Source organism: Streptomyces sp. NPDC048637 (assembly GCF_040650675.1).
GTDB lineage: Bacteria > Actinomycetota > Actinomycetes > Streptomycetales > Streptomycetaceae > Streptomyces.
Genome location: NZ_JBEZHQ010000002.1, coordinates 195,786 through 208,053, shown reverse-complemented (window position 1 = coordinate 208,053; position 12,268 = coordinate 195,786). Strand labels below are relative to the sequence as shown.

Sequence of the window (12,268 nt, the reverse complement as noted above, 5' to 3'; positions counted from 1 at the left end):
GTCCGGACCACTGGGCCCCACCACGGGATGTCCTACGCCAGCAGCGTCACGTCCAGCTCGCCCTCCGCGTACTGCTTGCGGAGCACCTTCTTGTCGAACTTGCCCACGCTCGTCTTGGGCACCGCCGGGATCACCGCCCACCGCTCCGGCAGCTGCCAGCGCGCGATCCGCTCGCCGAGGAACGCCTTCAGCTCCTCGTAGCCGATGGTCGCGCCGTCGTTGAGCACCACCGTCGCCAGCGGCCGCTCGCCCCACTTGTCGTCCGGTACGGCGACCACCGCGGCCTCCGCGACATGCGGGTGCGCCATCAGATGGTTCTCCAGCTCGACCGAGGAGATCCATTCGCCGCCGGACTTGATGACGTCCTTGGCGCGGTCGGTCAGCGTGAGATAGCCGTTCGGGGTGATGGTGCCGACATCGCCGGTGCGCAGCCAGCCGTCGGGGCTGAACTTGTCCTCGGGGCACAGCGGTTCGCCCTGCGCGCCGCCGTAGTAGGAGCCCGCGATCCACGGTCCGCGGACCTCCAGCTCGCCCGCGGCCCGGCCGTCCCAGGGAAGCTGCTCGCCGTCGGGGCCGATCAGCCGTGCCTCGACGGAGGCGGGGAAGCGGCCCTGGGTGGCGCGGTAGGTCCACTCCTCGTCGCCGCTGACGCCGGCCGGCGGGTGCGAGACGCTGCCGAGCGGGGAGGTCTCGGTCATGCCCCAGGCGTGCACGACGCGGATGCCATGCCGCTCCTCGAAGCCGCGCATCAGGGCGGGCGGGCAGGCGGAGCCGCCGATGACGACCGTGTGCAGACAGGCCACATCCCGCTGCCTGGCATCCAGTTCGGCGAGCAGGCCCTGCCAGATGGTGGGGACGGCGGCGCCGATGGTGGGCCGTAGCGTCTCGATCATTTCGGCGAGCGGCGCGGGCTGCAGAAAGCGGTCCGGCATCAGCAGCGAGGCACCGGCCATGAAGGCGGCGTGCGGCAGGCCCCAGGCGTTGACGTGGAACATCGGCACGACCGGCAGGGTGAGGTCGCGTGAGCTGAGCGCGAACGCCTCGGCGGTGTTGACCTGCATCGAGTGCAGGTAGAGCGAACGGTGGCTGTAGAGCACGCCCTTGGGTTCGCCGGTGGTTCCGGAGGTGTAGCAGAGCGCCGCGGCCTCCCGCTCGTCGATCTCCGGCCAGGCGTAGCTCTCCGGGCGTTCGGCGATCAGCGCTTCGTAGTCGTGCACCCGGGCCTGCGCGCCGCCGAGGACCGACAGGTCGCCGGGGCCCACGACGACGATGTGGCGGAGCTTGGGCAGCTGCGGGAGCAGCGGGGCGAGCAGCGGCAGCAGGGTGCCGTTGACGAGCACGACGCGGTCCTCGGCGTGGTTGATGATCCACACCAGTTGCTCGGCGGGCAGCCGCAGATTGAGTGTGTGCAGCACCGCCCCCATGGAGGGGATCGCGAGATAGGCCTCCATGTGCTCCGCGTTGTTCCACATGAGCGTGCCGACCCGTTCCTCGTCGGCCACGGACAGCTCGTCGCGCAGCGCATGGGCCAGCTGTGCGGCCCGGCGGCCGATCTCGGCGAAGGTGCGCCGGTGCGGGTTCCCCTCGGTCCAGGTGATGACCTGCGACTCACCGTGAACCGTCGACCCGTGGGTCAGGATTCGCGAGACGGTGAGCGGTACGTCCTGCATCGTGCTGAGCACCGGGTGCCTCCGCTTTATACGGGCGGGTAATGGTGCTGCGATTGTCAGCGCATACCAATCGGTATGTCACGCCCCCAGAGGTGTGTTCTTGCCCGCTCACGGCCGCATACGGCCATGAGCGGGACCGGGCCGAGGTCAGGGCGGGCCCGGGCTGCCGCCGGGCTATCCGCCCGTACGGTTGATCCGGAGCGCCAGCCCGTCGAGCACCCGCTGAAGGCCGTAGTCGAATTTGGCGTCGCGCGTCTCGCGGGGGTCCTTTTCCCGTAGTGCGGCGTACTGCTCCTGCAGCTGGGGGTGGCTCCGGGCGGCCTCCTCGGCGGCCGGCAGCAGGCGCTGCACCCAGTCCTGTTCGCTCTCGCCGCTGCGGGCGAGCAGCGTCAGCCAGGCGGCCTCGCTGACGGCCATGCCGATGACGTACGAGGTCAGGGTGCTCACGGCGGCATCGGCCTCGTCCGCGGGGAAGCCCGCCGCGCGGAACATGCCGATCATGCCCTCGGAGATCCGCATCATGTTCGGCCCGAGGTACGCCGCGCCCACGCCGCCGAGCACGGATGCCATCCACGGGTGGCGCAGCATCGCCGCCCGCAGGCTGTCGGCGCACCGGCCGACGGCGCTGCGCCAGTCGTCCCGGTCCTGGGCCTCCGGCACCGCGATCTCGCCGTAGACCTCGTCCACGACCAGTTCGATCAGCTCGTCCTTGTTGGCCACGTGCGAGTAGAACGACGTGGCTCCGGCGTTCAGACGGGTTCCGAGGCGGCGCAGGCTCAGGGCGTCGATGCCCTCCTCGTCGAGCAGCCGGACGGCCTCCGCCACGATCTGGCTCCGGCTCAGCGCGGGCTGCTCCCGCTTGCGGCGCTGCGGGCGCGTCCACACCGACGGAATCGGCTGCTTCTTGTCGACCGGCATCCGGCCTCCTCTCCTCGGCGGACACCCTAACTCCAGGTCGTACATCGTGCGTGCTTGCGAACAGTGCACGGAGGTCCGTACAGTGTTCGGTATAGCGCACAGCGTTCGAGCGTGCCTCGTCCGACACCATGGAGACACCCATGCCGAAGTACCTGAAGCAGGAAGCGGCGCAGGCCGGAAGTCCGCTGCACGGTGCGGGAGTTGATGCCCCGGCCTTCGACTCCGCCCGCTGGCAGGCGAGGCTCGGCGAGCTCCTGGCGGCGCATCATGTGCCGGGCGCCGCGCTGGCCGTGGTCACCGGCGGCGAGCTCCACGAACTCGCGAGCGGTGTGCTGCACACCGGGACCCGGGTGGCGGTGACCACGGACTCGGTGTTCCAGATCGGCTCGGTCAGCAAGGGCTACACCGCCACCCTCGTGGTGCTGCTCGCCCACGCCGGAAAGCTGGATCTGGACGCACCGGTCGCGGACGTCCTGCCGGACTTCGCCGTCGCCGACGCGGAGGCCACGAGGACGATCACGCCCCGGCAGTTGCTCAACCACACCAGCGGTATCGAGGGCGACTTCGTGAGCGACACCGGTCGCGGCGACGACTGCCTGGCCCGCTATGTGGAGGGCGTCAGGAACGTGGGCCTGACCAACCCGCCCGGCGCGACGATGTCGTACTCCAGCACCGCGTACAACATCCTCGGCCGGATCGTCGAGGTGGTGACGGGGCAGACCTGGGACGAGGCACTCAAGGAGATGCTCTGTGTCCCGCTCGGACTCCAGCACACGATGACGCTGCCCGAGGAAGTGCTGCGGTTCCGTGCGGCGATGGGACACATGGGCGAGCCGGGCGAGGACCCGGTCCCCACTCCGCTGTGGAACATGCTGCCCCGCTCGGCGGGTCCGTACGGCGGGATCTGTGCCACGGCGGCCGATGTGGCGCGGTTCGCCCGGCTCTTCGTCGACGGCGGCAGGGCACCGGACGGCACCCGGGTGCTCGCGGCCGAGGCCGTCGAGGCGATGCTCAGGCGCGAGGTGGAAATGCCCGACCGGTGGTCCCTCGGCGCCCACTGGGGCCTGGGCTGGGGCCTGTTCGAGTGGGACGGGGTGCGCGGATTCGGCCATGACGGCAGCACCTTCGGGCAGCTCGCCTATCTGCGTGCCCTCCCGGAGGCAGGGCTCGCCGTCGCGCTGCTGACCAACGGCGGGGCCGCCGCGCCGAAGGTCTTCGAGACGCTCTGCCGTGAACTGACCGCCGAGCTCGGCGGGGTGCGCATGCCGGAGTTCGGGCCGGCCGCGGAGGAGCCGGCCGTGGACCCGGCGCCGTTCACCGGCAGCTACCGCCGCGAGGGGTTCCTGATGACCGTCACCGACCGGCCCGCCGGCGAAGGGGTGCTGCGGGTGAAGTACGAGGGCGCCGACGGCCTGAAGGACTCCTTCGAGCCGCTCCACTGGAACCTCGTCCCGGTCTCGGACACCCCGTCGAAGACGGTGTTCGCCGGGCGCCGCAACGAGAAGGACGGCTGGATACCGGTGGTGTTCTACGCCCTGGCGAACGGCTCCCGGTATGTGCACTTCGGGGTGCGGGCCACGGCCAAGTCCGGGTGAGCACGAGCCGTTCCTTGTTCTCCCAGGTCAAAGCGCGAGCAGCTGCCGTTCACCCGGAGGGATGGCCCTTACGGCACGTTGCTTGTGCCGTATCCGGACGGAGCAGCACGCTGACGATCATCCGGTTTCTCGGTTTCCTCTCCTGACAGGAGCGTCATATGCGCCCCCACCTCGGTCGTTGCCTCGTCATTGCCGCCCTGGGCGGTATCAGCGTCCTTGCCTGCGGCACCGCTCAGGCGGCGACCACGGCCGCACCGGCCCCGCGGACCTCCGGCGACGGCCCCGCCCTCGGCCGCCCGCTGTTCGGCGGGCAGTTCGACCCCGTCGGCGGGCTGGGCGGCGGCGTGATCTCCGGTGGCGGGCGGCCGGTGGCCACCCAGTCCGGCGGCGGGATCTGATGCCGCGGCGCTGACCGCCGGACACCGGCGGCCCGGCCGGCTGCTCACGGGCGCCGATCGGCCACCGGGGTCACCGCCTGGAGGACCAGCACCGACAGATCGTCCTCGACCGGCCCGGTGCCGAAGTCGTGCGCGGCACGCCGTACGTGCTCCGCAAGGGCCTTGGCCCCCAGCCCCATACCGTCCCGCAGCACCTCGATCAGACCGTCGTTGTCGTCCAACTGCCAGTTCCCGCAGCGGCGTTCGGTGACCCCGTCGGTCACGCACAGCAGCGTCTCACCCGGCGCGAGGGTGAAGGAGCTGGCCTGGAATTCGGTGCCCTCGTCGATGCCGAGCAGCATCTGGGGTTCGGAGGCCGCCTCGACGGTGCCGTCGACGAACATGTGCAGCGGTGGCGGATGGCCGGCGGTGGCGACCGTGCAGCGGGCCCCGGGTGCGCCCGGATCGACCTCCAGCTCGCCGTACAGCAGGCTCAGGAAGCGGGAGCTGGCCTGTTCACCGCCCAGCTCCACCGCCTCCGCGCTCTCCTCGGCCATGGCGAGGTTCAGCCTGCCCAGCACCGACTCGACGCCATGGCCCTCGCGGGCCAGCAACCGCACCAGGTGGCGGGCCAGGCCGGTGACGGACATCGCCTCCGGGTCCTTGCCCTGGACGTCCCCGAGCAGGAAGCACCAGCGGCGGTCACCCATCGGGAAGACGTCGTAGAAGTCGCCGCCGACGGTCTGGCCCTCGCCGTGCGGCTCGTAGACGATCGCCGTGTCGACGCTGGGGATGCTGGCCAGCGTCGCGGGCAGCTGCCGCCGCTGGAGCGCCAGGCTGATCGTGGTCTGCCGGGTGTACTGCCGGGCGGTGAACACGGCCTGCGCGACCCGGCGCGCCACATCCTCGACCATCCGCACCACGGTGTCGGTCATCTGGAGGTGTCCCGCCCGGCCGAGCAGCAGCATCCCCTGGTCGGTGTCCCGGGCGACCAGGGGGAAGGCCAGCGCTGACCCGCCCGAGGAGGTCGCGCCGGCGCATTCCGGCCAGGGCCAGGGGGTACCGGCGGTGCGAATGAGGTCGGACGGCGGGTCCAGCTCCAGGTCGGCGCGGAGCGGAGCGATCCGCCGCTCATCGACATGCCAGACCCGGGACAGCTGCATCCCGCCGCCTTCGGTGGTCAGCCAGATCGCGCACCAGTCGGCGAGCCGGGGCACCAGCAGCTGGGCGGCGAGCGCGGTGACCATGTCCTGGTCGAGCTGCCCGGCCAGCAGTTCGCTGGTCTCGGCGAGGAAGGACGGGCCGCCGCGGTCGGCCCACTCGGCGGCGTAGCCGTGCGGGCGGCGGCGCTGGGCAACGGGGTGGTCCGGACGCAGCGGAGGCTCGGCGGCCCGTGCCTCGGGCCGGGGCGCGGAGGCGATCGTTCCGGGCTCGCCCTCGGCGGACTCCAGCCGGAACCACACGGTCTTCACCGACTTGCGGTAGGTCACGCCCCAGGACTCCGCCAGCGCGCTCACCAGCTGCAGGCCGTATCCCGGCTCTCCGGTGCGGGCGTCCACCCCACCGCGTACGCGCCGGGCGGGATGGCGGTCGGAGACCTCCATCACCAGGCCCAGTCTGGCCGGGCGGCGCTCCCCGTCGCCGTCGGCGGACGCCTGGTCGTGCTCCAGCCGGCAGGTCACATCGATCTCGGTACCCGCGTACATCACGGCATTGGTGACCAGCTCGCTGGTCAGCAGGACGGCGTCGTGGATGAGCTCCGCGTTGATCGCCGCCGCGCCGGGCCCTGCCGTGGCGGGTGGTGCGGCCGCCCGTTCGGTGAGCAGCGCGCGCACGAATTTCCGCGCGCCTGCGGCCGCGAGCTGGTTCGCGGGCAGACCTTTCCGGGACACGGATTCCGTCGTGTGCGGGGAGGACAGCGGTACCACTGCGCCCCCTGGATATGCCGGGAAAAAGTAATTACGAGCGCTTTATACTATGTCATATCTGCCCAAATGGATCACTCTGCCCGACTGGATTTCCCCACATCGATCACTGGGGGATGGTGTGCCATGGCGCTCGACCCGGCCCGGCCCGATTCTGCTTCTTCACCTCCGGAGCCTCCCGAGCCCGCTCAGCCCTCCAAGCCCTCCGCTCCGCCTGAGCCGTCCGGGCCGTCGCCCGAGCCGTCGTCCGAGCCGTCCGGGCCGTCGTCCGAGCCGTCCGGGCCCACCGCGTCCGTCCAGCCCGTTCGGCCCGCCGCACCCCCGCCCGACGGACAGTGGGTACGAACGAGTGAGCTGCGGCCGCTGCTCGCGGCGATGAACGCGGTGCGCGACGGAGATTTCACCGCGCGCGTGGAGAGCCTGCCGGACGGCGGCTCCACGGACGGGGTGCTGGCCGACATGGCCGGCGTCTTCAACCAGATCACCGCCCGCAACGCCCATCTCGCCTCCGAGCTGCAGCGCGTCCGCAGCGAGATCATCCGGCAGGGCCGGCTGGACGAGCGGATCTCCGCGAGCCCCGGTCAGGGCACCTGGACGTCGAACATCGAGGCGGCCAACACCGTGCTCGAAGCACTGGTGGTCCCGCTCGCCAAGGCCACCCGGGTGCTGGACGCGGTGGCCGACGGCGATCTGACCCAGCGGGTCGATCTGCACGACGGCAACCGCCAGCTCCGCGGCGATCTGCGCCGCCTGGGCAACGGCGTGAACCGCATGGTCGACCAGCTGTCGCTGTTCACCGGCGAGGTCACCCGGGTCGCCCGGGAGGTCGGCACCGAGGGCCGGCTGGGCGGCCGGGCCAAGGTCCAGGGGCTCTCCGGGGACTGGCTCCATGTGACCGAGGCGGTCAACACCATGGCGTCCCGGCTGACCGCGCAGGTGCGGGACATCGCCGTGGTCACCACCGCGGTGGCCACCGGCGATCTGACCCAGCAGGTGACGGTCGAGGCGACCGGCGAGCTGCTGGAGCTCAAGCTCACCGTCAACAAGATGGTGGATCAGCTGCGGGCGTTCGCCGACGAGGTCACCCGGGTCGCCCGCGAGGTCGGCACCGAAGGCCAGCTGGGCGGCCGGGCGCAGGTCAGAGGCGTCTCCGGGGTCTGGAAAGACCTCACCGACAACGTCAACTTCATGGCGTCCAACCTGACCTGGCAGGTCCGCAACATCGCCCAGGTGACCACGGCCGTGGCCAACGGCGACCTGAGCCAGAAGATCACCGTGGACGCCCGGGGCGAGATCCTCGAACTGAAGTCGACGATCAACACGATGGTCGACCAGCTCTCCGCCTTCGCCGACGAGGTCACCCGAGTGGCCCGGGAGGTCGGCACCGAGGGGCGGCTGGGCGGCCGGGCGCAGGTCAGGGGCGTCTCCGGGGTCTGGAAAGACCTCACCGAGAGCGTCAACTTCATGGCCGACAACCTGACGTCCCAGGTCCGCAACATCGCCCTGGTCGCCACCGCCGTCGCGGAGGGCGACCTCGGCAGGACGATCACCGTGGAAGCCAAGGGCGAGATCCTGGAGCTGAAGTCGACGATCAACACGATGGTCTACCAGCTCTCCGCCTTCGCCGACGAGGTCACCCGGGTCGCCCGCGAGGTCGGCACCGAAGGGAACCTGGGCGGCCAGGCGCAGGTCAGGGACGTCTCCGGGGTCTGGAAAGACCTCACCGACAACGTCAACTTCATGGCGCTGAACCTGACCTCCCAGGTCCGCAACATCGCCCAGGTGACCACGGCCGTGGCCAACGGTGACCTGTCCAAGAAGATCGACGTGGATGCCCGCGGCGAGATCCTGGAGCTGAAGGACACCGTCAACACGATGGTCCAGCAGCTGCGGGCGTTCGCCGACGAGGTCACCCGCGTCGCCCGCGAGGTCGGCACCGAGGGCCGGCTGGGCGGCCGGGCGCAGGTCCATGGCGTCTCCGGCGTCTGGAAGAACCTCACCGACAACGTCAACTCCATGGCGGACAACCTGACCTCCCAGGTCCGCAACATCGCCCAGGTCGCCACCGCCGTCGCCAAGGGCGATCTGTCCAAGAAGATCGACGTCGACGCCCGCGGCGAGATCCTGGAGCTGAAGACGACGATCAACACGATGGTCGACACCCTCTCCTCGTTCTCGTCCGAGGTGACCCGGGTGGCCCGTGAGGTCGGCAGCGAGGGGCAGCTCGGCGGCCAGGCCCGCGTCGAGGGCGTCTACGGCACCTGGAAGCGGCTGACCACCAGCGTCAACGAGCTGGCGCTGAACCTGACGACGCAGGTCCGGGCGATCGCCGAGGTGGCCAGCGCGGTCACCCAGGGCGATATGTCCGGCTCGATCACCGTGGACGCCCAGGGCGAGGTCGCCGCCCTGAAGAACAACATCAACCTGATGGTCGCCAACCTCCGCGAGACCACCCGCGCCAAGGACTGGCTGGAGTCCAACCTGGCCCGTATCGCCAGCCTGATGCAGGGCCACCGCGACCTGGTCGAGGTCGCGGATCTGATCCTGCGCGAGCTGACCCCGCTGGTGAACGCGCAGTTCGGCGCGTTCTTCCTGGCCGAGGCGGGCGCCCAGCCGGGTGAGGGCCTGGAGCTGATCGCCGGTTACGGCACCGGCCAGCCCGAGGGCCGCCGTTCCCTGCCGCGGCTGCGGCTGGGCACCCCCGGCTGGGGCCTGATCACCCAGGCCGCCATGGAGAAGAAGCGCATCGTCGTCGAGGCCGTCCCGCCGGACTACATCACCATCAGCTCCGGACTCGGCGCCGCGGCCCCGGCCAGCATCGTCATCCTGCCCATCCTCTTCGAGGACCAGGTGCTGGGCGTCATCGAGCTGGCCTCGTTCAGCCGCTTCAGCGACGTCCACCTCGCCTTCATCGACCAGTTCGTGAACACCATCGGCGTCTCGATCAACACCATCATCGCCAACTCCCGTACGGAATCCCTCCTTTCGGAATCCCAGCGGCTGACCGCCGAGCTCCGGCAGCGCTCCGACGAACTCCAGCTGACGAACGCCGAGTTGGAGGAGAAGGCGGCCCTGCTCGCGACCTCCTCCCAGTACAAGTCGGAATTCCTGGCGAACATGTCGCACGAACTGCGCACCCCGCTGAATTCCCTGCTGGTGCTCTCCCGGCTGCTCGCCGACAACCCCGACGGCCGGCTCTCCTCGCAGGAGGTGGAGTTCGCCGTCACCATCCACCGCGCGGGCTCCGACCTGCTCCAGCTCATCAACGACATCCTCGATCTGTCGAAGATCGAGGCCGGCCGGATGGACGTCCACCCCAAGACCCTGCCGCTGATCAAACTTCTCGACTACGTCCGCGCCACCTTCCGGCCCCTCACCGTCGACCGCGGTCTCACCTTCGACGTCACGGTCGGCGAGAACGTCCCCAAGGAACTCTTCTCCGACGAACAACGCCTCCAGCAGATCCTCCGCAACCTCCTGTCCAACGCGGTGAAGTTCACCTCCTCCGGCGGTGTGGAACTCATCGTCCAGCGCGTACCGGGCACGGATTTCGAGGAGGAGTCCCTCCGCACCGCCGACGACGTCATCGCCCTCTCCGTCAAGGACACCGGAATCGGCATCTCGCCGGAGAAACTCGACGGCATCTTCGAGGCGTTCCAGCAGTCCGACGGCACGACCAACCGCAAATACGGCGGCACCGGCCTCGGCCTCTCCATCAGCCGCGACATGGCCGCGCTGCTCGGCGGGCGGATCATCGCCGAGAGCGAGCCGGGCGTCGGCTCGACCTTCACCCTGTACGTGCCCGCGCGCTACACCGGCCCCTTCCCCGCGCCGAGCCCCACCGCCGCCACCCGCCCCGCGGACAGCACCGCACAGTCCGGCCCCGTCCTGGCCGAACAGCTCACGGCCAAGCCCGAACCACAGCCGGACGGGCCCGCCGGTGCCCACTTCCCCGTCGCCGGGGACCAGGAGCTGGCTTCCCCCACGGGAGGGCATCCCACCGACGGCGGCGCCGTCACCTGGCCCGAAACCACCCGCCTCAAGGACTGGCTCAGCGGACGCGCCGGCGAGGTGCTCGCCAAGCGCCGCATCCTCATCGTCGACGACGACATCCGCAATGTCTTCGCGCTCACGCACGTATTGGGCCGGGTCGGCATCAGCGTGAAGTACGCCGAAAACGGCCGCGAGGGCCTGGAAGTCCTCGACCGGACGCCGGATGTCTCGCTGGTGCTGATGGACATCATGATGCCCGAAATGGATGGTTACGAGATGATCAAGGCGATCCGACAAGCGCCTCGATTCGCGGACCTGCCGGTCATCGCGCTCACCGCGAAGGCCATGCCGGGCGACCGCGAAAAGGCGATCGAGAGCGGGGCCAATGACTACATCCCCAAACCGATGGATGTGGACCGGCTGCTGTCCGTGATCTGCCGCCTCCTCGACCCGGAGCACGGTGATCCCTCGCCGCACCCCGACCCCAAAACCCGCGACACCTCCCCCACCGCCGAAAGCAGCGGCGACCAGGACGACCAGGGAACGGCGGGGCAGGAATCATGACGACCGCACCGGACACCTCACCCAGCATCCTCATCGTCGACGACATGGAGGAGAACCTCGTCGCACTGGAAGCCGTTCTGGGCTCCCTCACCCAGAAAGTGGTCCGTGCGCGATCTGGTGAAGAGGCCCTCAAGGCCATGCTTCGCGAGGAATTCGCGGTGGTGCTCATCGATGTGCTGATGCCGGGCATGAACGGCTTCGAGACCGCCGCCAACATCAAGGGCCTCGACCAGACCAAGGACGTCCCGATCATTCTCCTCACCGGCGCCTCGGTCGACCCGAACTACGCCTATCGCGGCTACACGGTCGGCGCCGCCGATTTCCTCATCAAGCCCTTCGACCCCTGGCTGCTGCGCACCAAGGTGAACGTCTTCCTGGAACTGCACCGCAAGAACCGCCAACTGGCCGCCCAGGCCGAACAGTTGAAACGTCTGCTGACGTCGGACGAGCATCCCCGCGGCGAGGGCGCACCACCCGTCGCCCCGACGCCGGCTGCCGCGTCCGCGCCGGCCCCCTCCACGACGATTTCGGCCTCGTCGCCGACTGCGGCTCCTCCCCCGGCACCGGAGGAATCCCGGGAACCCGGGGAGTCGGCCGGTCCCCCCGCCACACCCCCCGAAAGCCAGGAACCCCGGGCGCATGCCGAACCCCCACCGCCCGTTTCCCCCGCGGCCGGCGACGCCTCCCGGCTGGCGGAGATCGCCGGCCAACTCGCCGAGGTGGAACTCCTCCTGCGTGATGCCCAGGGCAGCGACAAGGAACGTCTCGCCGACCGCATCGCGGAATTGGAACAGGCGGTGGGCAGACTTCTGGTGAGCCGCGGGACCTGAGGATTGGTCAGGCCATGGCGGCGTCGCCGTGGTCGTTTCGGATGGCTGTGGGAGCGGATCGAAGTGCTGCTGGCCGAGCTGAACGCGCGGGAACCGGCGGTCGAGAACGCCGTCCCGCCCATGGATGAGACGCGCTGACCAATGCGGAACTCCAAGTTGCCGCTCTCCTCGCCGAAGGCTGCACCAATCCGGAGATCGCCGCCCGTACGGTCTGGTCTCGCAGCACTATCCAGACCCATGTATCCAACATTCTGCGAAATCTCTGCTTGACCTCACAGGCAGAACTCGCAAGGGAGTTCACCCACCGAAGTCAAGAATCCCTACCGATGAGTATCGGTCAGGTGGGGGATGTCGGAAGCATGCACTTCGGCGCAGAGTAGAAGCAACCGGACCAAC

At 69.8% G+C, this 12,268-nt stretch carries 8 protein-coding genes; 5 read left to right on the top strand and 3 right to left on the bottom strand.

What is annotated here, in order from left to right:
• Window positions 1-32: 32 nt before the first annotated feature.
• Window positions 33-1,682, bottom strand: a complete 1,650-nt coding sequence (locus AB0C46_RS03765; protein WP_362825442.1) for a long-chain fatty acid--CoA ligase — start codon at window positions 1,680-1,682, stop codon at window positions 33-35.
• Between the two features lie 162 nt (window positions 1,683-1,844).
• Entirely contained in the window at window positions 1,845-2,588 is a 744-nt protein-coding gene (locus tag AB0C46_RS03760) for a TetR/AcrR family transcriptional regulator (protein WP_362825441.1), read from the bottom strand.
• A 140-nt stretch (window positions 2,589-2,728) separates the two neighbouring features.
• Between AB0C46_RS03760 and AB0C46_RS03755 the strand changes: the two genes are divergently transcribed.
• Both AB0C46_RS03755 and AB0C46_RS03750 read left to right on the top strand, forming a co-directional pair.
• Window positions 2,729-4,183: a serine hydrolase domain-containing protein gene (locus AB0C46_RS03755; RefSeq protein ID WP_362825439.1), complete on the top strand. Its 1,455-nt coding sequence runs from the start codon at window positions 2,729-2,731 to the stop codon at window positions 4,181-4,183.
• 158 nt (window positions 4,184-4,341) lie between these two features.
• Window positions 4,342-4,581 carry a hypothetical protein gene (locus AB0C46_RS03750; protein ID WP_362825437.1) on the top strand — a complete coding sequence of 80 codons (240 nt, stop codon included), beginning with the start codon at window positions 4,342-4,344 and terminating at the stop codon, window positions 4,579-4,581.
• Between the two features lie 44 nt (window positions 4,582-4,625).
• Here the strand turns inward: AB0C46_RS03750 and AB0C46_RS03745 are convergent, their stop codons facing one another.
• The gene (locus AB0C46_RS03745) at window positions 4,626-6,452 is read right to left on the bottom strand and encodes a SpoIIE family protein phosphatase (protein ID WP_362825436.1); all 1,827 of its coding nucleotides are present in this window, start codon (window positions 6,450-6,452) and stop codon (window positions 4,626-4,628) included.
• 408 nt (window positions 6,453-6,860) lie between these two features.
• Between AB0C46_RS03745 and AB0C46_RS03740 the strand changes: the two genes are divergently transcribed.
• The 3 genes from AB0C46_RS03740 (at window position 6,861) to AB0C46_RS03730 (ending at window position 12,252) form a co-directional block, all read left to right on the top strand.
• A complete protein-coding gene (locus AB0C46_RS03740) occupies window positions 6,861-11,042 on the top strand; it encodes a HAMP domain-containing protein (RefSeq protein ID WP_362825435.1) in 4,182 nt (1,393 codons plus the stop codon).
• Window positions 11,039-11,872: a response regulator gene (locus tag AB0C46_RS03735; RefSeq protein ID WP_362825433.1), complete on the top strand. Its 834-nt coding sequence runs from the start codon at window positions 11,039-11,041 to the stop codon at window positions 11,870-11,872. The genes AB0C46_RS03740 and AB0C46_RS03735 overlap by 4 nt, the downstream gene beginning before the upstream one ends.
• A gap of 134 nt (window positions 11,873-12,006) precedes the next feature.
• The gene (locus AB0C46_RS03730) at window positions 12,007-12,252 is read left to right on the top strand and encodes a helix-turn-helix transcriptional regulator (RefSeq protein WP_362825793.1); all 246 of its coding nucleotides are present in this window, start codon (window positions 12,007-12,009) and stop codon (window positions 12,250-12,252) included.
• Window positions 12,253-12,268 lie beyond the last annotated feature (16 nt).

Coding starts and splice junctions, on each gene's coding strand:
- AB0C46_RS03760 (WP_362825441.1), bottom strand. CDS start 2,588: ATGCCGGTCGACAAGAAGCAGCCGATTCCGTCGGTGTGGACGCGCCCG.
- AB0C46_RS03755 (WP_362825439.1), top strand. CDS start 2,729: ATGCCGAAGTACCTGAAGCAGGAAGCGGCGCAGGCCGGAAGTCCGCTG.
- AB0C46_RS03750 (WP_362825437.1), top strand. CDS start 4,342: ATGCGCCCCCACCTCGGTCGTTGCCTCGTCATTGCCGCCCTGGGCGGT.
- AB0C46_RS03740 (WP_362825435.1), top strand. CDS start 6,861: ATGAACGCGGTGCGCGACGGAGATTTCACCGCGCGCGTGGAGAGCCTG.
- AB0C46_RS03735 (WP_362825433.1), top strand. CDS start 11,039: ATGACGACCGCACCGGACACCTCACCCAGCATCCTCATCGTCGACGAC.